This window comes from Reinekea sp., assembly GCF_046710285.1.
GTDB lineage: Bacteria > Pseudomonadota > Gammaproteobacteria > Pseudomonadales > Natronospirillaceae > Reinekea.
In genome coordinates, this window is record NZ_JBKEGY010000028.1 from 25,509 (window position 1) to 51,454 (window position 25,946).

Consider the following 25,946-nt stretch of genomic DNA (forward strand, 5'->3'; position numbering starts at 1 on the left):
TCAGGTATTTATAATGCAGCCAACTTTCGATAACCTTTAGGTTTTTTCGTATGCGTCTGACCACAAAAGGCCGTTATGCGGTAACAGCATTGCTCGATTTAGCGCTCAATCAAGACAAGGGGCCCATTAATCTTGCTGATATATCCGAGCGGCAAGGTATTTCTTTATCCTATTTAGAGCAATTGTTCTCTAAATTGCGTAAAAGAGCATTGGTGTCGTCGGTGAGAGGGCCTGGCGGTGGCTATTTATTAGGCCGAGAAAAATCTGAAATTAGCATTGCATCCGTCGTTGATGCCGTGTCTGAGTCTATGGATGCAACCAAGTGCCAAGGTAAAACCGGCTGTCAGGATGGGCAAGAATGCTTAACGCATCATTTATGGCAAGACCTTAGCTGCCAAATACATGATTTCCTTGATGGAATATCCTTACAAACATTGGTTGACCGCGGAGAGATACGCGCAGTGAGTGAGCGGCAAAATAAAAAAATGCAGCAAACTCTTAATGATCAAACCATTCCCACATCACAGGTTAATTAATGCGTCCCATTTATTTTGATTACGCAGCCACCACGCCAGTAGACCCGCGTGTTGCACAAGCCATGTCAGAGTGTCTTACGTTTGAAGGTAATTTTGCCAACCCAGCATCACGTTCGCATGCCCTAGGCTGGTTGGCTGAAGAAGCTGTAGAAGATGCCCGCAATGAAGTTGCCGATTTACTCGGTGCAGATAGCCGCGAAATAATTTGGACCAGCGGTGCCACTGAAAGTAATAACTTGGCTGTTAAAGGAGTCGCTGAAAACTACGCACCCGATGAATGCCATATTGTTACCACCACTATTGAACACAAAGCTATTTTAGACCCAGTTAAGCACTTACAGGAAAAAGGTTATGGCGCAACCTTTGTGTCTCCTAATGCACAAGGTCTGGTAACGGTAGAATCTATAGCTGCAGCCATTACCGATAAGACTCGTTTAGTCTCCGTGATGGCCGTCAATAATGAAACCGGAGTGATAAACCCAGTCGCAGAAATAGGCGAGCTTTGTAATCAGAAAAATATTTATTTTCACGTGGATGCAGCGCAAGCGATCGGGAAAATTCCAGTAAATATCGACGACTGGCAAGTCACCCTATTATCTATATCAGCACACAAATTTTATGGCCCAAAAGGCGTTGGCGCTTTATATGTTCGTCGCAGAAGCAGTTTAGATTTAGTTGCCCAAATACACGGCGGCGGGCATGAACGCGGAATGCGCTCAGGTACCTTAGCAACACATCAGCTAGTGGGCATTGGAACAGCGGCTGCGGTACTCAACGAAGGCTTTAGCGATGAAAGTAAACGCATTGCGAAACTAAAAGAGCGTTTATGGTTAGGTTTAAAAGAGTTAGGCGATGTCTCCGTTAATGGTAAGGGTGCACCTATAACCGCCGGGCATTTGAACGTCTGCTTTAAAGGTTTAGATGGTGAGTCATTAATGATGGGTGTGCGTAACTTAGCTATTTCTTCGGGTTCAGCTTGCACCTCAGCAACGGTTGAACCTTCTTTTGTTTTAAAAGCAATGGGCTGTAGCGATGAAGACGCACACAGCTCATTGCGTATCAGTTTAGGTCGATACACCACCAAGGGCGATGTCGACATGGCGATAGAGAGTTTTACTCAAGCAGTAACAGGTCTGCGTACCGCCAAATAAATTAAGTTTAGCGCACAGATTAAGCGCGCAACCGATTAAGGTGAAATATATGAGCCAAGAAGTTGAGAAGTATTTGAAATCAGAGTACGAAGCAGGTTTTATTACCGATATCGAATCTTTGACAATTCCACCAGGTTTGAATGAAGACGTGATACGTTTGATTTCAGCCAAGAAAAAAGAACCTGAGTGGATGACTGAGTGGCGCTTAAAAGCATTTCGTGCCTGGGAAGAAATGGAAGAGCCCGATTGGGCGCACGTAAAATATCCAAAGCCTAACTTTCAAGATATCTCTTACTATTCTTCACCAAAAAGCATTGAAGACGCACGGCCAAAATCACTTGATGAAGTTGACCCTGAGCTTATTGCAACTTACGAAAAACTCGGTATTCCTGTGCATGAGCATGCTGCATTAGCCGGTGTTGCCGTTGATATGGTTTTCGATTCAGTATCGGTAGGTACAACCTTCCGTGGCAAGCTAAAGGAAGCGGGCATTATATTTTGCCCAATCTCAGAAGCCGTGCACGAATACCCAGAGCTGGTAAAAAAATATTTAGGCTCAGTCGTGCCACAAAAAGATAACTACTACGCCGCGTTAAACTCGGCTGTGTTTTCTGATGGATCCTTTGTTTACATTCCTAAAGGTGTTCGTAGCCCAATGGAACTGTCTACTTATTTCCGGATTAACGAAGCCAACACTGGCCAGTTTGAGCGCACCCTAATTATTGCCGACGAAGGCAGCCATGTCAGTTACCTTGAAGGCTGTACTGCACCCATGCGTGATGAAAACCAATTGCACGCCGCAGTAGTAGAGCTAGTTGTGTTAGATGACGCTGAAGTTAAGTACTCTACAGTGCAAAACTGGTACCCAGGCGATGCAGAAGGTAAGGGCGGTATTTATAACTTTGTGACTAAGCGTGGGATAGCCCATGAGCGTGCAAAAATATCGTGGACACAAGTTGAAACTGGTTCTGCTGTGACTTGGAAATACCCATCGTGCATCTTAAAAGGCAACGACAGCGTCGGCGAGTTTTACTCAGTAGCACTGACCAGCAACATGCAGCAAGCCGATACCGGTACTAAGATGATACATATCGGTAAAAACACTCGCTCGACGATTATCTCGAAAGGCATCAGTGCTATGAAGAGCGAAAACACCTACCGTGGTTTAGTGAAAATGAACCCAGGTGCAACTGGTGCGCGTAACTTTACCCAGTGTGATTCATTGCTTATCGGCGATAAAAGTGGCGCCCATACGTTCCCATATATAGAAAGCAAAAATCCTAGTGCTATTGTTGAACATGAAGCGACAACGTCTAAGGTCAGTGATGACCAAATGTTCTTATGCCAACAGCGTGGTATAGACCCAGAAAAAGCGGTATCGATGATTGTGAATGGTTTCTGTAAGGAAGTTTTCAAAGAACTGCCAATGGAATTTGCTGTAGAAGCTGGGAAGTTGTTAGAGGTTTCCTTAGAAGGCGCAGTCGGTTAATTCCGATATGACAAATTAAACAAACTGCATATCCAAAACGAATTTATAAGGTTTATAGCCAATGTTAAGTATCAAGAATTTAGCAGCAAAAGTAGAAGAAAAAGATATTTTAAAAAGCTTATCACTTGAAGTTAAGCCAGGTGAAATACATGCCATTATGGGTCCGAACGGTGCAGGTAAGAGTACACTGGGTAATATATTAGCGGGTCGCCCTGGTTATGAAGTGACTGGCGGATCTGTCGATTTTTTAGGCGAAGATATTCTTCAGTTCGAAGCTCATGAACGGGCACGCAAAGGTATTTTCTTGGCTTTCCAATACCCAGTTGAAATTCCTGGTGTTTCTAACATGGAATTCTTAAAGGCTTCTGTAGATGCTGTTCGTGATTCTCGTGGTTTAGAACCGTACACCTCGGTTGAGTTTATCAAGCTAGCCCGTGAAAAAAGTAAAGACGTAGATTTACCAGCAGACTTCTTAAAACGCGGTGTAAACGAAGGCTTTTCTGGTGGTGAAAAAAAGCGTAACGAATTACTGCAAATGATGCTCTTAGAACCTACCCTCTGCATCTTAGATGAAACAGATTCAGGTTTAGACATTGATGCGTTACAAGTTGTAGCCAATGGCGTCAACAAGTTACGCGATCCTAATCGCTCATTTATTGTCGTGACTCACTATCAGCGACTATTAGATTACATCGTGCCTGATTTTGTTCACGTATTAGCCGATGGCAAAATTGTTAAGTCGGGTGGCAAAGAATTAGCCTTAGAACTTGAAAAAGAAGGCTATGGATGGATAGAAAAGGAGACAGTGTAAGTGACTAATCAACTTATTGTCGCTACCACTCCAACGCCAGTAGCCAGTGAAAATGCTACAGCAGCCCATTGGGCAGAGTCGGCAGCGTCTCGTTTCGCACAATTGCCGTGGCCAACGCGTAAAACTGAGCATTGGAAGTATACACCGTTAAAAGCATTACTTGATGCGCAGTGGCAAAAAGCGCCCGCAAAAATCAGTCATACCGGTGTGGTATTTGAAGACTTTAATGAAGTGACCATTACCATCGAAAACGGCCACTTGCAGGGTAATCCAGCATTGCCGAAAGGTGTATCACTTAAATGCTTATCTAAGTGTACCGAAGCAGAGACCACTGAGTTCCTTGAAAAAGTAGCTGCACAAAAAACAGACTTTATGTTCGATGAACTTAATGCTTCATTATTAGATGAAGGCTACTGGCTAACTATCGAGAAAAACGCTCAGGTTACCACGCCGATACATTTTAATTTTGTAACCAACGGCAACGCAAATATTGTCAATACACAAATATTGGTTGATGCCCAACCGTCTTCATCTGCTGTGTTGGTTGAAAGCTTTAAGCATGAATCGGGCTCTGTGTTTGTTAACCCAAATACAACGTTGTACGTTGAAGAAAACGCCCAGCTTACTCATTACCATCTTTTGTTAGATGAAGGCGATGTCCGCCATATTGGCCGAGTTGCCGCGGTTATGCAGCGCAGCTCAAAGTTGGAGTCGTTCCATATGGCGGTAGGCGGTGTCGTTAAGCGCAAAGACATTGTTGTGCGACATTGTGGCGAAGGTGGTGAGTTAATTTTAAATGGCGTTTACTTGCCAAAGGGCAATGAACACATAGATTACCACACTATTCTTGAGCACGAAGTCCCTCACTGCACCAGCCAAGAAGTATTTCGCGGCATTATTGGTGACTCAGCAACAGCTGTGTTTAACGGTCGTATTCATATTCATAAGGATGCGCAGAAATCATTGGCTGAATTGAGCAATAGAAACTTATTGTTGAGTGACAAAGCAACCATTTACACCAAGCCTGAATTAGAAATATACGCCGACGATGTTAAGTGCGCACACGGTGCAACCATTGCACAACTAGATGAAAGCGAACTGTTCTATTTTCTGTCACGCGGTGTTTCGCGTGCGGAGGCTGAAGTTATGTTGAGTTTTGGTTTTATAAATGAATTGCTCGATGCATTGCCGCATGACCCGGTACGCCAGCTATTGCGTCCTTTATTGGCGCAAGTATTTTCTGCAAAGTCTGGTGATTTAACGAGGCACCTTGTATGAGTTTTGATGTATCGACAATTAAAGCTGACTTTCCCATCTTGGCACAACAAGTCAATGGACAGCCTCTGGTGTATTTGGATAACGGCGCAACCACGCAAAAGCCCAATGCCGTAATCGATGCAATCACTCATTACTATAGAAACGACAACAGTAACGTTCACCGAGGCGCGCACACCTTAAGTGATCGCGCCACGAGTGTTTTTGAACAAGCTAGAAAAGATGTGAAAGGTTTTTTAAATGCCAATAGTTCAGATGAAATCATCTGGACGAAAGGCACCACCGAAGCAGTTAACTTAGTGGCTTTCAGTTGGGGTTTACAAAACCTAAGGATGGGCGATCAGGTTTTGGTTTCGCACATGGAGCACCACGCTAATATTGTGCCTTGGCAAATGGTCTGTGAAAAAACCGGCGCTGAATTAGTTCCTATGCCGGTGAACGACGATGGCGATATCGATTTAGATCAGCTAAACGGCTTGCTAAGCGAAAACGTAAAGTTTGTTTCGGTAGCACATGTTTCTAATGCCTTGGGTACGGTTAATCCGGTACAAGACATTATTAATTTGGCGCATAAGGTTGGTGCGTTAGTGATGATAGACGGCGCGCAAGCCGTCGCTCATTGGGACATAGACGTGCAACGGCTCGATTGCGATTTCTATGCGTTCTCGGGTCATAAACTGTATGGCCCAACAGGCATTGGCGTGCTTTATGGTAAGGCTGACTTGCTTAATCTAATGACGCCATTTATGGGCGGCGGTGAGATGATTGAAACCGTCACCTTTGAAAAAACGACGTTCAATACCTTGCCCTATAAGTTTGAACCGGGCACCCCGAATATCGCCGGTGCTGTTGGCTTAAGTGCAGCGATTAACTATTTAAACAGTCTGGATCGCGAAGCAGTTGCCAGTCATGAAGAAGATGTCATGGACTACGCACTTGCAAAGGCAAAGCAAACTAAAGGCTTGCGAATTGTCGGCAATGCAAAGCATCGTGCAGGCGTGCTCAGTTTTGTAATTGAGGGTACTCATCCTCATGATGTAGGTACCTTGCTCGATCAACAGGGAGTTGCAGTAAGAACTGGGAACCACTGCGCCATGCCAATTATGGAGCGTATGGGTGTGCCGGGAACTGTTCGTGCTAGTTTTGCATTGTATAACAGCCGCGAAGATGTTGATGCGCTGTTTAATGCAATAGAAAAAATACGGATGTTTTTTTAAAGGCATCCTTTAAATTTTGAGTCGGTGGCGTCATATTTATTACAACCACCGATTACTCAGAGAGGTTTCAAAATGACTGTTCAATCTTTTGATCCAAATAATGTCTCGACGGCCAACATCACGATCACAGAAAAGGCAATAGCCCATTTTGATCGTCAAATAGCAAACTCAGACGCGAAATGCGTGCGCTTGTTTATTGAAGAGAGTGGTTGTTCTGGTTATATGTATCGTGTCGATTTAGTGGAACAAGCTAAAGAGGGCGATATTCAAATTGACGTCAGCACCGGTTGGCCGCTTTACGTTGCAGCAGACGCAGTTACTATACTTCAAGGTACCGAAATAGATTTTAAGCGAGACGGCTTAAATGAAATGGTCAAATTTAATAACCCGAATGTTACAGCCGAGTGTGGTTGCGGTGAAAGTTTTGTTGTGGAGGGTTCGCTTTAATGGAACGCCGCATGGTTGTCACCCAGCGTGAAGTAGATGCACGTTTGGTCCCAGTAGGAACGCCGGTTAAAATTCCGGCCGATACATTTGTAACTTTGACGCAGTCTTTAGGCGGCAACTACACCATCGTTCATAATGGCAATATGGCACGAATTGATGGAACCGATGCCGATGCCTTAGGTTTTGAGCCAAAAGTATTTGAATTTGAAGCACCTGCAGATGGCAGTATTTCAATTGATCAAGTATGGGAAGTGCTCGACACCATTTTTGACCCTGAAATTCCGGTCAGTATAGTCGCGCTGGGTTTGGTTTATAGCGTCGATATTCAAGGTACGAATGTCAATATTACAATGACACTGACCGCCCCTGGTTGTGGTATGGGTCCGGTTTTAGTTGATGATGTTAAGTATCGTGTTGCCAAAGTACCTAACGTAGAAAATATAAGCGTAGAGTTGGTCTTTGACCCACCGTGGACTCGCGACAAAATGAGCGAAGAAGCACAATTAGAAACTGGAATGTTTTTTTAATTACAAATTAGGTGCCGCATGAGTCAAGTATTGGGTGTAGATACCACGCCAGAAGATATTATCGAAACGCTGTCGTTTTTTGACAGCTGGGAAGAGCGTTACAAATATATCATTGACTTGGGTAAAGAATTGCCCAAACTGGATGATGAATTAAGAGTAGAAGAATACATAGTTAGAGGCTGTCAGAGTCAGGTTTGGTTGGTGCCAAATCAACAGGGTGAATTGTATTTTTTTGAAGTAGATTCTGACGCTCATATTGTAAAAGGGCTGTTAGCAGTCGTTTTAGCTGCATTTAATGGCAAAAACGCCGAATCAATCCTAAGCTTCGATGTAGACAACTACTTTAATCAATTGGATCTAGTCCGGCACTTAAGCCCGACCAGAGGAAACGGCCTTCGTGCCATGGTGCAGCGTATTAGAGATATAGCGCAAGCCTGATCAGTACGAAGCTGCTAGCAATGTAGTAAGGGTGCCTGTGACGTTATCGCCAATTAAGCTGACCATCTATACTTTACTATCATTGCTTGCCGTAGCAGCCCTGCTTTATTTGAACGGTGTGCAAGGCTATAGCTTAGCGTTGCTGATTTTACCGGTTCTTGTAGTCGGTGAGCTTTCACAGCGCTGGCATAAAGCGCATCGGGCGCAATTGAGTCGAGTACAAACTGAGCTTATTGATGCTCGTGCAGCCGTTAATAGTATTCGACAAAGTGTGAATCAAGATGCACTAACAGGCTTATATAGCCGAGCGTATGTGCGCGAAAGGCTTGAAGAACGTTTAGTCATTGCTAAAAAGCGTTCCACTAAATGCGCTGTCCTCTATTTCGACCTCGATTTTTTTAAAGAATTCAATGATGCATTAGGCCATAACTTAGGTAATCAGCTTCTAATAGCTGTTGCCAATCGCCTTAAAACTCTGGTTAAAAAAGGTGACCTTTTAGGTTACCAAGGCGGCGATGAGTTTATAATTGTCTTGCAAGAGATAAGTGATCCGATGGCTGCTGAGTTAGTTGCTCGGCGCATTATTAATGCCATGGCGCAAGAGTTTGAAATTCATGGTCGACAATTAAGTATATCGGCTAGCATAGGTATGGCGATTGGCCTGGATGATGGCAAAGAAGCTGAAGACCTAATTCAGAAGGCAGAAAGAGCACTTATTCAAAGTAAATCTAACGGCCGAAAAGGCTATTCATTCTACAGCTTGCAACTTAACCAACTTGCAGTTGAGCGACTGAAAATAGATCAAAGCTTACGCGGTGCACTTCAACGAGGCGAGTTCAGCCTTGTTTATCAAGTGATTGTTAACGAAAAAACTAAAAGTATTAAAGGTTTTGAAGCCCTCATTCGCTGGCAAAGCCCAGAATTAGGCTGGGTTTCACCGGTAGAGTTTATTCCGGTGGCGGAGCAAATTGGCCTTATCACTGACATTGGTAATTGGGTTTTGCGTGAATCGCTTCAGCAACTGCAGCAGTGGCAAGTACGCTATGGCAAAGCGTTGCTGATGTCGGTAAACGTTTCCCCTCGGCAGTTCCAAGATGAATCGATACTTCCGGCAGTTAAAACACTTTTAAAACAAACAAGACTCATACCGAGTTCGTTACAGCTTGAAGTAACCGAAGGCTTGTTTTTATCTGCATCCGATCAAGTTTTATCAACAGTAGCCGCTCTCAAGCATGCCGGAATTAAACTGGCGTTAGACGACTTCGGCACCGGCTACTCGTCGCTTTCCTACCTAAACAACCTACCATTCGATGTGCTTAAAATAGACAAAAGCTTTGTCGATGGCATGGACAAAAGTGAATCTGACCTCAACATGATAAAAGCCATAATATCCATCGCCCATGGCTTAAACATGGATACAGTAGTCGAAGGCGTAGAAACAGCGCAGCAAATACACAAACTTAGAGAGCTCGGCGCAGATTCAATTCAAGGCTACTACTACTCCAAACCCCTCACAGCCAAAGAAGCCGAACTGCGTTTTCTAGCCCAAAATGCCATGGTGGAGATGAATGAAACAGTTTGGGAGAAGCTTTAGTTTTTTAGCTGTCAGCTTCAAGCTATCAGCTAAAACAATGATATGACCCCACTAAAGTAAGAACCGCATCTTTATCTTTTGAACTTACTGATAGCTTGCAGCTAAAAACTTGCAGCTTTCCCTCAACCCCGTATAATCCGCCGCCGTCCACATAATATAAAACACACGGAGTGAGTGCCTAATGGCTATCGAACGTACTTTTTCAATTATTAAGCCTGATGCTGTTGCTAAGAACGCAATTGGCGCGATTTATAGCCGTTTTGAAGCGGCGAACTTGAAGATTATTGCTTCTAAGATGATCCATATGTCTACTGAGCAAGCTGAAGGTTTCTATGGCGAGCACAAAGGTCGTCCTTTTTTCGCTGCATTAGTAGAGTTTATGACTTCAGGCCCTGTTATGGTTCAGGTTCTTGAAGGCGAAAACGCGATTGTTAAGAATCGTGAAATTATGGGTGCAACAAACCCAGCAGAAGCGGCGGCGGGTACACTTCGTCACGATTTCGCAGAAAGTATTGACGCAAACGCTGTACACGGTTCAGACGCTCCAGCCTCTGCCGCTCGTGAAATTGCTTATTTCTTTAACGATAGTGAAGTTTTCTCTCGTTAATTTGAAAATATAACGACAATTTAACAGTTGTTTGTCTGGCTATTCGGTAGAATACCAGCCCCACAAAGGGAGGCCAGTTGACTGGGCTCCCTTTTTGAGTTTTTAGGTTTTGATGTCTTACAGTGATAAAAGGGTAGTTCATGACAAATACAGTTGAAAAGGTAAATTTGCTCGGTATGGGCTTAGAGTCCATGCAAGCCTTTTTTACGGAAACACTTGGCGAAAAACGTTTTCGTGCTGTTCAAGTTCTGAAATGGATTCATCACCGTGGCGTTGATAATTTCGACGACATGACCGATGTCAGCAAAGCCCTGCGGGATAAGCTCAAGCTGGTCGCAGAAATTATCCCGCCTGAAGTCACATTCAAAAAGTACTCTAAAGACGGCACGCGTAAATGGGTCATGCAAATGCCTGGTGGCAGTGCAGTCGAAACCGTTTATATCCCTGAAGGCGATCGTGGTACCTTGTGTGTGTCTTCTCAAATTGGCTGTGCGCTCGATTGCTCATTCTGCTCAACAGGTAAACAAGGCTTCAACCGTGATTTAAGCTCAGCTGAAATTATCGGTCAACTCTGGGTTGCAGCACGGTCTTGGGATGAGCCTGGTAAGAAGCGTGATCGTCATGTTACCAACGTCGTCATGATGGGCATGGGTGAACCGTTATTAAATTTCGATAACGTCGTTGAATCTATGAATCTAATGATGGAAGACAACGCCTACGGCTTGTCTAAGCGCAGAGTTACCTTGAGTACCTCTGGTGTCGTGCCTGCAATTTATGAATTAGCCAAAGTGACCGATGTCTCACTTGCGCTGTCTTTACACGCGCCGAATGATGCATTACGCAATGAATTAGTTCCAATTAACAAAAAATACGGTATTGAAGAAACCTTAAAAGCGGTTAATACCTATTTTGATCGCCTTCCTGATAAGCGTGTTTGTACCATCGAATATACCATGATTGATCAGGTGAATGATCACCCTGAGTTGGCTCATGAGCTGGCAGAAGTTCTTAAAAATACCCCAAACAAGATCAACCTGATTCCGTTTAACCCGTTTCCTAACTCAGGTTACGAGCGCCCGAGCAATAATCGTATACATCGTTTCAGGGACATATTGCAGAAAGCTGGATACAATGTAACGATACGTAAAACACGTGGCGAAGACATTGATGCCGCCTGTGGTCAGCTAATTGGCCAAGTAAACGATAAAACTAAGCGTTCAGTACGATTCATTGATGCAGTTGAGTTAGGTCACACCGCAGCAACTGTCGCCAGTAAGCGCACCAACCGGAATACAATATGAAGCTTTTATCACGCACAAATTTGTTCGTTTTGGCACTAGCGCTGAGCTTGTCTGCCTGTGTTACTACCTCGACTGGCCCATTTGATGCCAAAAAAGATTTAGCCAAAGCAGAGCTAACCCATGTGCAAATTGGGTATAGGTATTTTGAAAAAGAGAACTTCCAAGAAGCTAAAAAATCATTGATCACTGCGTTAGAAATAAATCCTAAATCTGCTGGGGCTCACCTAGGTTTGGCTCGAGTATATGAGCGTGAGCTGGAGTTTGACTTAGCCGAAGACCATTTCAAAAAAGCAATTCGTTATAATCCAGAATCAGAATACTATTTTCAATATGGTGCCTTTTTGTATAATCGCAGCGAATATAAAGATGCTTTTAAGCAATTTAAAGTTGTGCTCGAAAACACCGTCTATGTGCGACGCGCACAAACCTTTGAATTACAGGGCTTCGTTGCAGAAAAGTTAGAAGATTCCGATACCGCATTAAATATGTTTCATCGAGCAATTGCGGTAAACCCTATGTTAGCGAGTAGCTATGTCGCTTTAACACGCATCTATTTTGAACGTGAAGACTATGCGTCAGCGTCGACCCAATATAAGGGCTTTGTGAATCTGGTTCGAGCGAAAGTCACTCGCCAGAATGCCTCAACCGTTTGGTTGGGTTTGCAAGTTGCTCGCATGGCCAACGATCAAGACAGCTTATCGTCACTTGAATTGCAAATGAAAAACCAATTTGCTGATTCACCTGAATATCAAGAATATACCGCTTGGAAATAGGCAAGGAATCGCATGAATAAACAACACGAGAGTCCAATAAAACGACGAGTTTCTCGAAAAATATGGGTCGGAAATGTACCTGTCGGTGGCGATGCGCCGATAGCCGTTCAGTCGATGACAAATACCGAAACCACCGATGTTGCAGCGACGGTAGCGCAAATTAAGGCGCTTGAAAATGCGGGTGCCGATATCGTGCGTGTGTCTGTACCTACGATGGATGCTGCAGAGGCCTTTGGGAAAATTCGCAAGCTCGTTAATGTGCCATTAATTTCGGATATCCATTTTGATCATAAAATAGCCTTGCGTGTTGCGGAACTCGGTGTCGATTGTTTGCGTATTAACCCAGGTAATATTGGTCGTGAAGATCGTGTTCGTGAAGTTATTGCAGCGGCACGAGATAAAAACATTCCTATTCGTATTGGAGTTAACGCCGGCTCCTTAGAGAAAGACCTGCAAAAGAAATATGGCGAGCCCACACCTGAAGCTCTGGTTGAATCGGCCATGCGCCACATTGATATATTAGACCGAAATAACTTCCTCGATTTTAAACTAAGTTTAAAAGCGTCCGATGTCTTTATGACCGTCGCTGCGTATCGACAAATTGCCAATCAAATAGAGCAGCCATTACATTTAGGTATTACCGAAGCGGGTGGTTTACGCAGTGGTACGGTTAAATCGGCGATTGGTTTAGGATTGTTGTTGATGGACGGCATTGGTGACACCTTGCGAGTATCACTAGCTGCCGACCCAGTAGAAGAAATAAAAGTAGGTTTTGATATATTGCGCAGCTTACGTTTACGAAATAAAGGCATTAATTTTATTGCGTGTCCGAGTTGTTCAAGACAGAATTTTGATGTTATCGGCACCATGAATGAGTTGGAATCCCGTTTAGAAGATATTTTGACTCCGCTTGATGTTGCCGTGATTGGTTGTGTCGTCAATGGCCCCGGTGAAGCGAAAGAAGTTGATGTGGCTGTCACTGGAGGATCGCCAAATTTAATTTACTTAAACGGCAAACCCGATCATAAAATAACCAATGATAAGTTGGTTGATCACTTTGAAACTTTAATTCGTCAACAGGTTGCAGCAAAAGAAGCTTTAGACGAAACCATTATTGCCAAAAACTAGAAAGGAGTTTCCATTGTCAGGTTTGCAATCTTTGCGTGGCATGAACGACATATTACCGACCGATAGCCCGCTTTGGCAGTATTTGGAAGGTCAAGTCAAGGAAGTGCTCGATCAATACGGATACCGTGAAATCCGTATGCCGATTGTTGAAAGTACCGAATTATTTGCTCGTGGCGTGGGTGAACATACCGATGTCGTTGAAAAAGAAATGTATACATTTCTCGATCGCAATCAAGAAAGTTTAACGCTGCGCCCAGAAGGCACCGCAGGTTGTGTACGTGCCGCCTTGCAGCATGGTTTAACGCATAACCAAGTTCAGCGTTTGTGGTATCAAGGCCCTATGTTTCGCTACGAGCGACCACAAAAAGGCCGTTATCGTCAGTTTTTCCAAATAGGCGCTGAGACTTTCGGTGTAGGCAGTCCCGATATAGATGCTGAGCTAATTATATTAACGCATCGGTTGTTTAAAAAACTGGGTGTATCTGAATCGTTAACATTGCATTTAAATACTTTGGGCAGCAGCGAAGCTCGGGCGCGCTTCCGTAAGGCCTTAGTCGATTACTTGGAAGGCGTGAAAGACAAGCTCGATGAAGACAGCCTACGTCGACTTTATGTTAACCCGATGCGTATTCTTGATAGCAAATCGAAAACAACACAAGCCTTGTTAGATAGTGCTCCTCAGTTTAAAGATTTTATTGATGAAGAATCAGTCGAACATTTTGATCGTTTATGCGAGCTGTTAACAGCCGCTGGCGTGACTTATGTCGTTAATCCACGCTTAGTTCGTGGTTTAGACTATTACACGAAAACAGTTTTTGAATGGATGACCGATGCCTTAGGTGCCCAAGGAACCGTGTGTGGTGGTGGTCGATACGATGGCTTAATCCCATTGTTAGGCGGCAAGCCAACGCCAGCTTCGGGTTTTGCCATGGGCGTCGATCGCTTGTTGTTACTGTTAGAAGCGTTAGAGGTGATACCAGCAGACATCTATAACACTGTCGATGTGTATATGGTCGTCGCAGGAGAGCAGGCAGAGTTAGCAGCCTTTAAATTAGCAGAAACCGTTAGATCTTTGCCCTCTAAGCCTCGCTTACAAATGAATTGTGGCGGTGGCAGCTTTAAGAGCCAAATGAAGAAGGCCGACAAATCGGGCGCAAGGTGTGCGTTGATCTTAGGTGATGACGAAGCGGCACAAAAAGTCGTGCAAGTGAAAGACTTACGCGGAGAATCTGAGCAGAAGACACTGGCTTGGGACGATTTAGCTGAAATATTTGCTTAAGTCAGTATATAATCGGCGGCCTTTGAAATTTTTAACCCATTATTGATACGTTAGGTGTTTTTTATTTAGTGAATAAAAGCCTCACGTATGGATTATTATTTAACCGAGACTCTCGGTGTGACGGAGTAATAGCGTGTACGATACCGATCAAGAACAGATAGAAGCCATTAAATCCTGGTGGAGCGCAAATGCGAACTGGGTTATAGCCAGTGTCCTTGTGTTTATTTTTGCCTTTGTTGGCTGGAATTGGTACCAAGCGGATCAAATAAACCATAAAGAAGAAGCGTCTAAGTTATATGATCGTTTATTGGTCAATATATCGTCACCAGATGGTGATTTGGACGATCGTGCAAGCATGATCAGTGCGTTAAAATCTGACTACAGCGATTTAGGCTATGCAGTTATGGCCGCTTTGTTTGAAGCAAAAGATTTAGTTGAAGCACAAGACTACGATGCAGCCTTGGTTGCTTTAAATTGGTCTGCAGATAACGCCGATGAATCACTCCAGGCTGTTATTAGCTATCGCAAAGCACTGGTGCAATTTGAGCTAGGGCAAAACGATGCCGCATTGGCGAGTTTGAATGCTATCGCCGGAGACGGTCATCAAGCACTGAGCTTTGAACTAAAAGGTGATGTTTTACTAGCGCAAGGCGATGAATCTGGTGCACGTGATGCCTATCAGTCAGCGCTAGATTTCAGTGCTGATCAGGGTATTAATAACCCTTATTTAGAAGTTAAATTAAATGACCTGGCTGTTGCTGAGTAATGAAATTGATGCAAAAACTGGTTAGTTTAAGCCTATTGATAGTCCTCACTGCTTGCTCTTCACAATCGTTAAGAGAACAGGCCGCTGTGTTACCAGAAACCCTACCGTCTGCGGTTGATGTTAATGTTCAATGGTGGCAAGTTCTGGGTGATGAAACTAAAAAGAACCAGTTTGGGCAGTTAGCGCCTGCTGTGCACGGCGGTCGTGTGTTTGTACCGTTAGCCGATGGTGATATTGTTGAGTTAAATGGGCAGGGTACCGAAGTTAGCCGAATTTCAGTTGGGCAAACTATTACCGCCCCTCTCGCCATGACCGATGAATTTCGCATAGCGCTAGACAGTAAAGGTGTTGCGCATGCCTTCAATGGTTCATTTAAGGCCTTGTGGTCAACGCCAATTAAATCACTAGCCACCCGAGCCGCGGTTATTTCGAACGACCGAGTTTTTGTACAAACAATTGATGGCCGCATAACCGCATTAGAGCGTTTAACAGGCCGATTATTGTGGAGCTACCAAGACGCTGAACCAGCCTTAACGTTGACTGGCACGGCACAACCGATGTTAGTGCCAACCCAGCAAGGTGATATTTTAGTGACGGGTTTAGCTAACGGTAAGTTCATCGCGCTAAATTCGCTCAATGGCAGTTTAGTTTGGGAATACCGTATTGCCAAAGCAACAGGTAAAACCGAAATCAGCCGCTTGGTCGATGTGGATTCAAAAGTCACCATGATAGATGGTTTATTAGTGGTAACGGGTTACCAAGGTGGCTTGGTTATTATTAACCCTGAAAACGGCGCTATGGTCGCAAACAAGCCGTTTTCCTCGTATCGTGCGGTCGCCATAAATGGCCCTAATGTGTATGGCGTTCTAGATAACAGCCACATTGTTGCCTTAGAAACCAATACTCTAGCGCAAGCTTGGGTCAACAGTGATTTTGAATATCGTCAAATAAGCGATGTAGTGGTGCTAGGTCAGTACTTAATCGCTTCCGACATCGAAGGCTATTTACATGTTCTCGATAATCAAACTGGAGAATGGTTAGGGTCCCGTCATATTGATTGGCAGGGCTCCAACAGTTACCCCGTACCTTTTGAATCTGGTGTGCTTTTGCAAGGCTATAGTAGCCGTATAAAGTACGTCACGATTAACTAAATGATTGGCGAAATGCTTAATTTTCGCCAATCATTGCTTGATCTAAATCTTCAACTAAAGTTAGCCTATATTTACACCCACTGAGACTGTTCAAAAAATGACACCTGTAATTGCACTTGTTGGTCGCCCCAACGTTGGAAAATCGACACTATTTAATCGTTTCACTCGATCGAGAGATGCGTTGGTGGCCGACTTTTCCGGTCTGACCCGTGACCGCAAATACGGTGACGGTAAATTGGAAGACCGTCCGTTTATTGTTATCGATACCGGCGGTGTCAGTGGCTTTGAAGAAGGATTAGACGCGGCTATGGCTGAGCAAAGCTTTGCCGCTATCGCTGAAGCAGACGCGGTATTGTTTTTAGTTGACGGCGTAACCGGTTTAACCGGTGCCGATGCCTTTTTGGCTGAGCATTTGCGTAAGCAAAATAAAAAAATATGGTTGGTTGTTAATAAGACAGATGGGCGCGACCCTGATGTTGCCATTGCTGACTTCCATGAGATGGGGTTAGGCGAGCCTATTCCGATTGCGGCTTCTCATAACCGGGGGGTTTTATCGTTACTTGAAAGCGTTTTAGAAGCCTTTCCAGACGATGAAGAACGCATTGACCCGATGACTGATGATTCCATTCGTATGGCGATTATTGGCCGTCCGAACGTGGGTAAATCGACATTGGTGAATAGAATGCTTGGTGAAGAGCGGGTGGTGGTGTTTGACCAACCCGGCACAACTATGGATTCTATCTATATTCCCTTTGAACGTTTTGAGAAAAAATACACCATTATTGATACCGCCGGTGTACGTCGTCGTAAAAACATTAAAGAAGCGGTCGAAAAATTCTCGATCGTGAAAACCTTGCAAGCCATTCAAGACGCTAACGTTGTGGTGCTTGTAGTAGATGCCCAAACAGGGCTTGTTGACCAAGACATGCACATGCTTGGTTTCGCGCTAGATTCTGGTCGCGCTATGGTCATTGCCATCAATAAGTGGGATGGCTTAGACCCGTACATGAAAGACAAAGTCAAAGAAGCCATTGACCGTAAAATGCCGTTCATGGATTGGGCCGACATGCACTTTATCTCTGCCTTACACGGCACCAACGTTGGTCACTTATATGAATCTATCGATACGGCTTACACGGGTGCACGCGCTAAGTGGAGCACTAATCAGCTAACCAGCATCATGCAGGGCGTTGTTGAAATGCATCAGCCGCCAATGATCGGCGGTCGCCGTATTAAGTTACGTTTTGCTCACCAAGGTGGATCAAACCCGCCACGCGTGGTGATTCACGGTAACAAGTTAGACAAATTGCCAGGCAGTTATAAGCGTTACTTAGAAAACGCCTTCCGTAAGGCCCTAAAAGTACGCGGTACGCCGATTCGTTTCGAATTCAAAGTCGGCGAAAACCCATACGATGATGAATCGAAAGGCCGTCGTGCCATTAAGACCACAGAAAAAGATCGTAAGAAGAAGGGTCGTTACAGTAAGTAGCCTCTTCTGCAGTAAAGTTGCCTTTAGTTTGGTGGCTTTTCTGAGCTGAGGTTCTGTAAAAATAGGGCGCCGTAAAACCGTCCATGGGGGCTCGTCATTGGCATCCATGCCAATGAACGCCCTAGTTTTACAGCACCTCAGCTCAGCTATAACGTTTGACTAGAAGCGCCTTTGGGATAATCTTGGCGCTTTTTTTTGTCTGTTGGTTTTTTTTGAGCTTCAAGTATAAAGCCACTTCAGTTCTTGGATTGTCTGCAGTTTGGTGGCTTTTCTGAGCTGAGGTGCTGTAAAACTAGGGACGCCGTAAACCCGTCCATGGGGGCTCGTCATTGACATCCATGCCAATGAACGCCCTAATTTTACAGCACCTCAGCTCAGCTATAACGTTTGACTAGAAGCGCCTTTGGGATAATCTTGGCGCTTTTTTTGTGCCTGTTGGTTTTTTTTTGAGCTTCAAGTATAAAGCCACTTCAGTTCTTGGGTTGTCTGTGGCTTGGTGGCTTTTCTGAGTTGAGGTGCTGTAAAAATAGGTGCGCCGTAAACCCGTCCATGGGGGCTCGTCATTGGCATCCATGCCAATGAACGCCCTAGTTTTACAGCACCTCAACTCAGGTATTACTCGCGAATTGAGGCGCTTTAGAGGTAATCTTGGCGTTTTTTATGTGTTAGTTATCTTGGTGACTGTTGAGGTTAGGGTGCCGTTTTGTAGGCGGGTTTCTAGTTGATCGCCGGTTTTAACTTCAGAGGCGTCTGTAATTACGGTGCTATTTGCGGATAGGGTGATTGAGTAGCCGCGCTCTAGGGTTGAAAGTGGTGAAAGTAGGTTTAGCTTCGCTAGCAGTTGGGCAAAGCGGGACTGCTTGGGTTGTAAGCTGGAAAGGGCGGCTTGGTTTAAGCGTTTCACTGTGGTGATTAATTGCTTTTGGTCAGCGGCTATTTTTAACGCTGGGCTGGCTCGGTTTAGGCGGCTTTCTAGCACGGTGAGCCGTTCTGATTTTTGCTTGATTTGGCGATTAATGGCGCTGTGATGTTGGTTGCTTAGCTTATCTAAGGCGGTACGCCAGCCACTGACGATGCTCAATGGGCTTCTCAGCCGTTTACGCAGTTGATCTAGGGCTTTGCTTTGCTGGCCTATAATGAACGGCATCAGCTGCTTTAGGCGCTGCTCTATTAAGTCAAAGCGTTGCATTAATTCAAACTGATCTGGGCTGACCATTTCTGCGGCTTGCGATGGCGTAGCGGCTCTTACATCGGCGACATAGTCTGAAATAGAGGTGTCTACTTCATGGCCAACGGCTGAAATAACTGGGAGGTTAGAGGCGTAAATAGCGCGAGCGACGGCTTCGGTGTTGAAACACCAGAGGTCTTCTAGCGACCCACCACCGCGACCTACGACCAAAACATCGACTTCATTGCGGCGGTTTGCGGTTTCAATGGCGTTGACGATAGTGGCCGTTGCTTCTGCGCCTTGCACCTGTGATGGGTACAAGATGAGTTTGATGAGTGGAAAGCGGCGATTTAGTACGCTGATGACGTCGTGTAACGCTGCGCCGGTTGACGAGGTAACTAAGCCGACTGTTCGAATGACCGGTGGCAGTGACTTTTTAACCGCAAGATCAAATAAACCTTCTTTACTGAGTTTTTCTTTTAGCTGAAAAAAAGCCGCTTGCAGGGCACCTTCGCCTCTGGGCTGCATTGAGCTGACGATAAGCTGATAATCACCTCGGCCTTCGTACAGGCTGAGCCGCCCGTAAACTAAGACTTCATCACCTGCCACAGGTTTGTAGGTGTTTTTTGCCAGCGAACCTTTAAACATGGCGCAGCGAATTTGGGCTTGGCTGTCTTTTAAAGTAAAGTAAATGTGGCCTGAGGCGGGTTTGCTTAAGGTCGATATTTCACCTTGAACCGGCACCATTGGGTACTGGCTTTCAAGTAATTGTTTTACTTGGCGGTTTAGTTGAAAAACGGTTAGTGGGGCACTAGGTTGGTACTGACTCATGGGGTAATTTTCGCAATCATCGCAACGGATTTTATTTGACCCGCGAAAAGGCACGGTATAGAAGTGCAAGATAATGCCATAAAGCTTTGCGTTTTGCCAAAAATAGTTATAATGCGCCGCCAACTTGATTCAGACATCAAAGCTGAGTCCCAACTGTTCCACTCCACATTTGAGGGAAACAAAAGATGTTGCGCATTGCCCAATCTGCCTTAACATACGATGACGTATTATTAGTACCTGGATATTCAGAAGTACTGCCAAAAGAAGTTAACCTAAAAACCCGCCTTAGCCGCAACATTATGCTGAATATGCCCTTGGCTTCTGCTGCCATGGATACAGTTACTGAAGCTCGCTTAGCCATTGCTATGGCGCAAGAGGGTGGTATTGGTATTATTCATAAGAACATGACACCTGAGCAGCAAGCACATCAAGTACGGTTGGTTAAAAAATTCGAATCAGGTGTGGTTCGTGATCCTGTTACCATTTCTCCAGATGCGACCATTCGCGAACTTATCGCTTTAACATCAGAACATAGTTTTTCTGGTGTACCGGTTACATCTGGCGATGATCTTGTTGGCATTGTGACTAGCCGAGATGTGCGTTTTGAAAAGAATCTTGATGCCTTAGTCTCAAGCATCATGACGGTAAAAGATAAATTAGTGACCGTTAAAGAAGGCGAAAGCCAGTCTAAAGTTCGTAACCTATTGCACGAACACAGAATTGAAAAAGTCTTGGTGGTTGATGATTCATTTAAGTTAACCGGCATGATGACCGTTAAAGACATCAATAAAGCAAAATCTTACCCGCTTGCCTGTAAAGATGAGTTTGGTCGATTACGTTGCGGCGCGGCTGTGGGTACGGGTGCCGATACTGCAGACCGAGTTGAAGCCCTAGTTAATGCCGGTGTAGACGTTATTATTGTTGATACCGCACACGGTCACAGCAAAGGCGTTATAGATCGCGTCCGTTGGGTTAAAGAGAACTTCCCGCAGGTCGATGTTATTGGTGGCAATATTGCTACCGGTGCGGCAGCAAAAGCCCTCGCCGATGCAGGAGCCGATGGCGTTAAAGTCGGTATTGGCCCAGGTTCAATTTGTACCACACGTATTGTTGCCGGAGTTGGCGTTCCTCAAATCACCGCCATTGCGAACGTATCAGCGGCGTTGGCAGAGTACGATATTCCATTAATCGCAGATGGCGGTATTCGCTATTCAGGTGATATTTCAAAAGCCATTGTGGCGGGTGCATCCTGTATTATGGCCGGCGGAATGTTTGCCGGTACCGATGAGTCTCCTGGTGAAGTTGAACTGTTTCAAGGTAGAGCTTATAAAAATTACCGTGGTATGGGCTCAATGGGCGCCATGTCTCAATCACAAGGTTCAAGTGATCGCTATTTCCAAACCGTTGAAAGTGGTGTTGAAAAGCTGGTACCGGAAGGTGTTGAAGGCCGTATTGCGGTAAAAGGCCCCATTTACTCTGTAATTCACCAAATGATGGGTGGTTTAAGAGCCTCTATGGGCTACACCGGCTGCAAAACAATCGAAGAAATGCGCACTAAGCCTGAATTCGTACAGATTACCGGTGCTGGCATGACTGAATCGCATGTTCACGATATTCAAGTGACTAAAGAAGCACCAAACTATCGTATGGGTTAAAGTAAACCTTGTTATTGATTAAACTTTAATTAGTGCCACATCTTATTCGATGTGGCCTATTGTTATTTAGCCCTCTATTAAAAGGTTAGGTTATGAACCCAGTAAATATCCATTCACATAAAATACTGATTTTGGATTTCGGTTCGCAGTACACGCAACTTATTGCCCGTCGAGTTCGCGAACTTGGCGTTTTTTGTGAAATTCGTCCTTACGATATTTCAGACCAAGATATTAATGACTTTGGTGCCAAAGGAATTATTTTATCGGGCGGTCCCGAGTCCGTCGGTGAAGCAAACAGCCCGCGCGCGCCTGAGTTGGTTTTTAACTTAGGCATTCCAGTTTTGGGTATTTGCTACGGCATGCAAACCATGGCAGAGCAATTAGGTGGTGCGGTTAGTACCTCTAATGAGCAAGAGTTTGGCTATGCAGAAGTTAAAGTTGAGCCAAACGGCAAGCTGTTAGCGCAGTTAAATGATCGTGAAACCAATGGTGAATCTTTCCTTGATGTTTGGATGAGCCACGGCGATAAAGTATCTAAGCTGCCAGCTGGTTTTGAATTAATGGCCTCTACGCCTAGTTGCCCAATTGCCGCGATGGCGAATGATGACAAGAAATTCTATGGTGTTCAGTTTCACCCAGAAGTGACCCATACCTTGCAAGGTCTTGAAATATTAGAGCGTTTTGTACGCACACTTGCTGATTGTGATGCGCTTTGGACGCCAGCGAATATCATTGAAGACCAAATTGAAAAAGTTCGCCTACAGGTTGGTGATCGTAAAGTGTTATTGGGTTTATCGGGCGGGGTTGATTCGTCAGTTGTCGCGGCATTACTACATAAAGCCATTGGCGATCAGCTTACCTGTGTGTTTGTTGATAACGGCTTACTGCGCTTAAACGAAGGCGATCAGGTAATGAAGCTGTTTGCCGATAACATGGGCGTTAAAGTGATTCGCGCCAATGCTCAAGAACGTTTCTTGAATGCATTAAAAGGCGAAGCTGACCCAGAAGCTAAACGTAAAATTATTGGTCATGAGTTCATTAATGTCTTTGATGAAGAAGCCAAAAAAATTACCGATGTTGATTTCTTAGCGCAAGGGACAATTTACCCTGACGTTATCGAATCGGCTGCGTCTAATACAGGCAAAGCACACGTTATTAAGTCACACCATAACGTCGGTGGGTTACCAGATGACATGAAAATGTCGCTTGTTGAGCCATTGCGTGAATTGTTTAAAGACGAAGTTCGTAAAATTGGACTAGAGCTCGGCTTACCTTACGATATGGTTTACCGCCATCCGTTCCCGGGACCGGGGTTAGGTGTACGTATTTTAGGTGAAGTTAAAGAAGAGTATGCCGATATTCTACGCCTTGCTGATGCCATCTTTATGGATGAATTACATAAGGCCGATTGGTATCACAAAACCTCACAAGCCTTTGCTGTTTTTATCCCAGTTAAGTCTGTGGGGGTGGTTGGTGATGCTCGTCGCTACGAATGGGTTATTGGTATACGTGCTGTTGAGACCATTGATTTCATGACTGCGCATTGGGCTCATTTGCCTTATGAGCTGTTAGGTCGGGTTAGTAACCGGATCATTAATGAAATCAAAGGTGTTTCGCGCGTGGTTTACGATATTTCTGGTAAACCGCCAGCCACTATTGAGTGGGAATAAAGCCCATTCTTCAATCAACTTTGTTCAGTCGCTTAAAGGGGCTGAACAAGGTTGGATGTTTAGTATTGCGCTCGGTGAGGAAACCGTGATAAATCAACACGAATTCTACATGCTAAGGGCGCTAGAGCTAGCCAAGCAAGCCGCCAGCATTGGCGAAGTGCCAATCGGTGCTGTTGTGGTCATTGCTGATGAAATTGTGGGTGAAGGCTATAATCAAACAATTTCTACCAATGACCCAAGTGCCCACGCAGAAATGGTCGCAATACGAGCGGCTGCAAAATCGCAAAAAAATCACCGATTGGTCAATTCTTCACTTTATGTCACCATTGAACCCTGTACAATGTGCGCCGGCTTGCTTGTTCATAGTCGTATTGAACAGCTAGTTTTTGGTGCGAGAGAGCCCAAAGCAGGGGCGGTGTGCTCTGCGCTTAATATTAATGAGCAATCACACTTTAACCATCGCTTTCGCGTTATCGAAGGGGTTTTAGCTGAAAGCTGCGCTCAAGTGATGTCCGATTTCTTTGCAGATCGGCGGGCGCAAAAGAAAGCTCAAAAAACCAACCTCTAACGTTTTGAGTCATGCTCGAATTCTATTTTGTGTATTTTCTGATGTATAAGTTGAGGTTTCATTGAATAACAATTCATTATCGTTTAAGCAAAAGTCATTTCGATTATCCCCGATGTACCTCTTTTTCTTCACGTTGTGGGGAGTGTTTTTACCGTACTTGGGCCGTTTCTTGTTGGCACAGGGCTTAACTGAGCAAGATGTCAGTATTGTTGCAGCCGTAGTGACCGGGGTGAATATGTTTGCCCCCTTCTTGTTCAGCTATTTTTCCGATCTCCTTGGCCGACGCATGATCTTTATTCGGGTTGGCTACATAGCGGTTGGGTTGTTGTATGCGGCTACTTTGTATGGCGAAGGCTTTTGGTACTTCTTATTTGTTTTTGGTCTGCTAGGCACCTCGCTAAGTGCGGTTTTACCGCAAATGGAGGCGATAGCACTCGATGTACTGGGCAGTGAAAAAAGCCGCTATGGTCAAATCCGTTTATGGGGCAGTGCGGGTTTTGTCGGCAGTGTCTGGGTGTTGGGCATAATGTTGACAACTTATTCTGTTAAAATCCTACCTATTATTGGCGTCTGTTTGACAGTATTGATGTTCCTGTCAACTTTCCTCATTAAAGAAAAACCCCGTAAAACTAAAGAACAGCGTGCCGACGATGCGCACAGTGCCAGCCAATTCACTGTGAATTGGACTCAGGTTGCAATTTTATTGGCAGTGATTGTATTTTGGCAATTTGGCATGGCGCCCTACAACACCTTCTTTGATATTTATTTACAACGATTCGACTACAAAGCCAGCACGATTGGCTTCTTGATCAGCTTTGGCGCAATGTGTGAAATTGGTGTGTTTTTCTTCGTTGCCAGCTTCTTTAAACGTTTTAGTGAACGCAGCCTAATGACCGTTGCGTTAGCATTAACCGTGCTTCGTTGGTTTATGACTTATGCTATGCCGGAGTCATTCATAGTGATATTGTTTGCGCAGACATTGCACGCTGCGACGTTTGGCGTGGTGCATTCTGTCGCCATTCATCGAATTGGACATCTATTCCCAGCCAGTAAAGCTGGCCTTGGGCAAGGCTTGTATGTGGCCATTGGTACCGGCTTTGGCTTGTCGATGGGTAACATTTTGGCCGGATTTTTTTGGAGTGGTGGCGGCATGGTATTTTTACAGGGCGCAGGCTGGGCGTTGCTTGCTACGTTGTTAACCTGGTTTGGCTTTAAAGATGAAGATAACCTAAAAAAATAACATAAAGTGGGTTGGCTCGACCGATAAACAAAAAGGCACTTAATGTTAAGTGCCTTTTTTAATGTTAGCTTTAAAGCAGTGGATGGCTTCTCTTTGGTTTTTTTAACGTAGAGAGGTATAGTTTTTCATATTTCTTAGTTGCGCTTTCCCAATCAAACCGTAAAGCCATGGCGTTTGCTTGCATTTGTTTCCAGAGCTTAGGTTTGTTGGTGTAAACGTTAAGCATTCGTAGTGTCTCTTGCAAAAACGCCTTGTCATCTATTTCATCAAAAGCGAAGCCGTTGGCTGATTTAATATTACGCTGAGAAGCAGACAATCGCGTAACGGAATCTTTCAAACCGCCCGTGTTACGAACTAAGGGTAAGGTGCCGTACCGTAAGCTATAAATTTGGTTTAAGCCGCAAGGTTCAAAGACAGACGGCATTAAAAACGCATCACCACCTGCTTCCATTCGATGAGATAGGCCAACATCATAACCTTCGATAAATCGAATACGTTCAGGGTAGTGCGCATGCAACTCATTTAGAGCAGCCGCCAATTTTTTATCTCCCGAGCCCAATATTGCTACCTGACATTCAGCGACGCGCATAAGCTGCCAGAGCATTGGGATCATAAGTTGAATCCCTTTTTGCTCAACTAATCGACAAATCGTGACTAATAAAGGAATTTCAGAGCTGATAGGTAAATTTAACTCTTTTTGAAGTGCAGCCTTATTTTCAGCCTTACCGGAATCTTCAGGGCTCGCGTAATGGTGTGCCAGCCATGGGTCGTTTTCAGGGTCCCATTGGCTATAATCACAGCCGTTTAGGATGCCTGTTAATTGGTCGAGTTGCTG

The 25,946-nt window shown here is 44.7% G+C and carries 24 protein-coding genes; 22 read left to right on the forward strand and 2 right to left on the reverse strand.

Going from position 1 to position 25,946, the window contains the following annotated elements:
- Positions 1 to 50 precede the first annotated feature (50 nt).
- The 18 genes from iscR to der all read left to right on the forward strand — a co-directional run bounded on the left by iscR (position 51) and on the right by der (position 17,979).
- Positions 51 to 536 (forward strand): Fe-S cluster assembly transcriptional regulator IscR, encoded by a 486-nt coding sequence (gene iscR, locus ACI882_RS15605; protein WP_411743877.1) that lies wholly within the window; start codon positions 51 to 53, stop codon positions 534 to 536.
- Positions 536 to 1,687 (forward strand): aminotransferase class V-fold PLP-dependent enzyme, encoded by a 1,152-nt coding sequence (locus ACI882_RS15610; protein ID WP_411743876.1) that lies wholly within the window; start codon positions 536 to 538, stop codon positions 1,685 to 1,687. The genes iscR and ACI882_RS15610 overlap by 1 nt, the downstream gene beginning before the upstream one ends.
- Before the next feature lie 49 nt (positions 1,688 to 1,736).
- Positions 1,737 to 3,176, forward strand: coding sequence for a Fe-S cluster assembly protein SufB (gene sufB, locus ACI882_RS15615; RefSeq protein ID WP_411743875.1), 1,440 nt, complete (start codon positions 1,737 to 1,739; stop codon positions 3,174 to 3,176).
- A 61-nt stretch (positions 3,177 to 3,237) separates the two neighbouring features.
- Positions 3,238 to 3,987, forward strand: a complete 750-nt coding sequence (gene sufC / locus ACI882_RS15620; RefSeq protein ID WP_411743874.1) for a Fe-S cluster assembly ATPase SufC — start codon at positions 3,238 to 3,240, stop codon at positions 3,985 to 3,987.
- Positions 3,988 to 5,265, forward strand: coding sequence for a Fe-S cluster assembly protein SufD (sufD, locus tag ACI882_RS15625; protein WP_411743873.1), 1,278 nt, complete (start codon positions 3,988 to 3,990; stop codon positions 5,263 to 5,265).
- A complete protein-coding gene (locus ACI882_RS15630) occupies positions 5,262 to 6,479 on the forward strand; it encodes a cysteine desulfurase (RefSeq protein ID WP_411743872.1) in 1,218 nt (405 codons plus the stop codon). Before sufD ends, ACI882_RS15630 begins: the two co-directional genes overlap by 4 nt.
- 72 nt (positions 6,480 to 6,551) lie before the next feature.
- Positions 6,552 to 6,926: a HesB/IscA family protein gene (locus tag ACI882_RS15635; RefSeq protein ID WP_411743871.1), complete on the forward strand. Its 375-nt coding sequence runs from the start codon at positions 6,552 to 6,554 to the stop codon at positions 6,924 to 6,926.
- Complete coding sequence (gene sufT, locus ACI882_RS15640; protein WP_411743870.1) at positions 6,926 to 7,453, forward strand: putative Fe-S cluster assembly protein SufT; 528 nt, start codon at positions 6,926 to 6,928, stop codon at positions 7,451 to 7,453. Before ACI882_RS15635 ends, sufT begins: the two co-directional genes overlap by 1 nt.
- Positions 7,454 to 7,471: 18 nt before the next feature.
- Positions 7,472 to 7,891: a SufE family protein gene (locus ACI882_RS15645; RefSeq protein WP_411743869.1), complete on the forward strand. Its 420-nt coding sequence runs from the start codon at positions 7,472 to 7,474 to the stop codon at positions 7,889 to 7,891.
- 37 nt (positions 7,892 to 7,928) lie between these two features.
- Positions 7,929 to 9,485, forward strand: a complete 1,557-nt coding sequence (locus tag ACI882_RS15650) for a putative bifunctional diguanylate cyclase/phosphodiesterase (RefSeq protein WP_411743868.1) — start codon at positions 7,929 to 7,931, stop codon at positions 9,483 to 9,485.
- Between the two features lie 181 nt (positions 9,486 to 9,666).
- Entirely contained in the window at positions 9,667 to 10,092 is a 426-nt protein-coding gene (gene ndk, locus ACI882_RS15655; RefSeq protein ID WP_411743867.1) for a nucleoside-diphosphate kinase, read from the forward strand.
- Positions 10,093 to 10,232: 140 nt separating this feature from the next.
- A complete protein-coding gene (gene rlmN, locus ACI882_RS15660) occupies positions 10,233 to 11,393 on the forward strand; it encodes a 23S rRNA (adenine(2503)-C(2))-methyltransferase RlmN (RefSeq protein ID WP_411743866.1) in 1,161 nt (386 codons plus the stop codon).
- Positions 11,390 to 12,166, forward strand: coding sequence for a type IV pilus biogenesis/stability protein PilW (pilW, locus tag ACI882_RS15665; protein WP_411748542.1), 777 nt, complete (start codon positions 11,390 to 11,392; stop codon positions 12,164 to 12,166). Before rlmN ends, pilW begins: the two co-directional genes overlap by 4 nt.
- A 12-nt stretch (positions 12,167 to 12,178) precedes the next feature.
- The gene (ispG, locus tag ACI882_RS15670) at positions 12,179 to 13,294 is read left to right on the forward strand and encodes a flavodoxin-dependent (E)-4-hydroxy-3-methylbut-2-enyl-diphosphate synthase (protein WP_411743392.1); all 1,116 of its coding nucleotides are present in this window, start codon (positions 12,179 to 12,181) and stop codon (positions 13,292 to 13,294) included.
- A gap of 13 nt (positions 13,295 to 13,307) precedes the next feature.
- The gene (gene hisS / locus ACI882_RS15675) at positions 13,308 to 14,573 is read left to right on the forward strand and encodes a histidine--tRNA ligase (protein WP_411743391.1); all 1,266 of its coding nucleotides are present in this window, start codon (positions 13,308 to 13,310) and stop codon (positions 14,571 to 14,573) included.
- A 133-nt stretch (positions 14,574 to 14,706) separates the two neighbouring features.
- On the forward strand, positions 14,707 to 15,339 hold the full coding sequence (locus ACI882_RS15680; protein WP_411743390.1) for a YfgM family protein: 633 nt from the start codon (positions 14,707 to 14,709) through the stop codon (positions 15,337 to 15,339).
- Positions 15,340 to 15,347: 8 nt separating this feature from the next.
- Positions 15,348 to 16,490, forward strand: a complete 1,143-nt coding sequence (locus ACI882_RS15685; protein WP_411743389.1) for a PQQ-binding-like beta-propeller repeat protein — start codon at positions 15,348 to 15,350, stop codon at positions 16,488 to 16,490.
- 97 nt (positions 16,491 to 16,587) lie between these two features.
- A complete protein-coding gene (gene der / locus ACI882_RS15690; RefSeq protein WP_411743388.1) occupies positions 16,588 to 17,979 on the forward strand; it encodes a ribosome biogenesis GTPase Der in 1,392 nt (463 codons plus the stop codon).
- A gap of 658 nt (positions 17,980 to 18,637) precedes the next feature.
- On the opposite strand, the gene xseA is transcribed toward der, so the two are convergent.
- Positions 18,638 to 19,978: an exodeoxyribonuclease VII large subunit gene (xseA, locus tag ACI882_RS15695; RefSeq protein ID WP_411743387.1), complete on the reverse strand. Its 1,341-nt coding sequence runs from the start codon at positions 19,976 to 19,978 to the stop codon at positions 18,638 to 18,640.
- A gap of 185 nt (positions 19,979 to 20,163) precedes the next feature.
- Between xseA and guaB the strand changes: the two genes are divergently transcribed.
- The 4 genes from guaB (at position 20,164) to ACI882_RS15715 (ending at position 25,111) form a co-directional block, all read left to right on the forward strand.
- Complete coding sequence (gene guaB / locus ACI882_RS15700) at positions 20,164 to 21,633, forward strand: IMP dehydrogenase (protein ID WP_411743386.1); 1,470 nt, start codon at positions 20,164 to 20,166, stop codon at positions 21,631 to 21,633.
- 92 nt (positions 21,634 to 21,725) lie between these two features.
- On the forward strand, positions 21,726 to 23,303 hold the full coding sequence (gene guaA, locus ACI882_RS15705) for a glutamine-hydrolyzing GMP synthase (protein ID WP_411743385.1): 1,578 nt from the start codon (positions 21,726 to 21,728) through the stop codon (positions 23,301 to 23,303).
- Positions 23,304 to 23,358: 55 nt separating this feature from the next.
- Entirely contained in the window at positions 23,359 to 23,871 is a 513-nt protein-coding gene (tadA, locus tag ACI882_RS15710) for a tRNA adenosine(34) deaminase TadA (protein ID WP_411743384.1), read from the forward strand.
- Between the two features lie 61 nt (positions 23,872 to 23,932).
- Positions 23,933 to 25,111, forward strand: a complete 1,179-nt coding sequence (locus tag ACI882_RS15715) for an MFS transporter (protein WP_411743383.1) — start codon at positions 23,933 to 23,935, stop codon at positions 25,109 to 25,111.
- Between the two features lie 70 nt (positions 25,112 to 25,181).
- Here ACI882_RS15715 and ACI882_RS15720 read toward each other — a convergent pair.
- The coding region (locus ACI882_RS15720) for a glycogen synthase (RefSeq protein WP_411748543.1) at positions 25,182 to 25,946 on the reverse strand (765 nt) is incomplete at its 5' end.

Bases quoted from the DNA above. Each gene is read 5' to 3' on its own strand.
- ACI882_RS15635 (WP_411743871.1), top strand. From the start codon at position 6,552: ATGACTGTTCAATCTTTTGATCCAAATAATGTCTCGACGGCCAACATC.
- xseA (WP_411743387.1), bottom strand. From the start codon at position 19,978: ATGAGTCAGTACCAACCTAGTGCCCCACTAACCGTTTTTCAACTAAAC.
- iscR (WP_411743877.1), top strand. From the start codon at position 51: ATGCGTCTGACCACAAAAGGCCGTTATGCGGTAACAGCATTGCTCGAT.
- der (WP_411743388.1), top strand. From the start codon at position 16,588: ATGACACCTGTAATTGCACTTGTTGGTCGCCCCAACGTTGGAAAATCG.
- guaA (WP_411743385.1), top strand. From the start codon at position 21,726: ATGAACCCAGTAAATATCCATTCACATAAAATACTGATTTTGGATTTC.
- ACI882_RS15610 (WP_411743876.1), top strand. From the start codon at position 536: ATGCGTCCCATTTATTTTGATTACGCAGCCACCACGCCAGTAGACCCG.
- ACI882_RS15645 (WP_411743869.1), top strand. From the start codon at position 7,472: ATGAGTCAAGTATTGGGTGTAGATACCACGCCAGAAGATATTATCGAA.
- sufC (WP_411743874.1), top strand. From the start codon at position 3,238: ATGTTAAGTATCAAGAATTTAGCAGCAAAAGTAGAAGAAAAAGATATT.
- ACI882_RS15685 (WP_411743389.1), top strand. From the start codon at position 15,348: ATGCAAAAACTGGTTAGTTTAAGCCTATTGATAGTCCTCACTGCTTGC.
- sufT (WP_411743870.1), top strand. From the start codon at position 6,926: ATGGAACGCCGCATGGTTGTCACCCAGCGTGAAGTAGATGCACGTTTG.
- guaB (WP_411743386.1), top strand. From the start codon at position 20,164: ATGTTGCGCATTGCCCAATCTGCCTTAACATACGATGACGTATTATTA.
- sufB (WP_411743875.1), top strand. From the start codon at position 1,737: ATGAGCCAAGAAGTTGAGAAGTATTTGAAATCAGAGTACGAAGCAGGT.
- pilW (WP_411748542.1), top strand. From the start codon at position 11,390: ATGAAGCTTTTATCACGCACAAATTTGTTCGTTTTGGCACTAGCGCTG.
- tadA (WP_411743384.1), top strand. From the start codon at position 23,359: ATGTTTAGTATTGCGCTCGGTGAGGAAACCGTGATAAATCAACACGAA.
- rlmN (WP_411743866.1), top strand. From the start codon at position 10,233: ATGACAAATACAGTTGAAAAGGTAAATTTGCTCGGTATGGGCTTAGAG.
- ndk (WP_411743867.1), top strand. From the start codon at position 9,667: ATGGCTATCGAACGTACTTTTTCAATTATTAAGCCTGATGCTGTTGCT.
- ispG (WP_411743392.1), top strand. From the start codon at position 12,179: ATGAATAAACAACACGAGAGTCCAATAAAACGACGAGTTTCTCGAAAA.
- ACI882_RS15630 (WP_411743872.1), top strand. From the start codon at position 5,262: ATGAGTTTTGATGTATCGACAATTAAAGCTGACTTTCCCATCTTGGCA.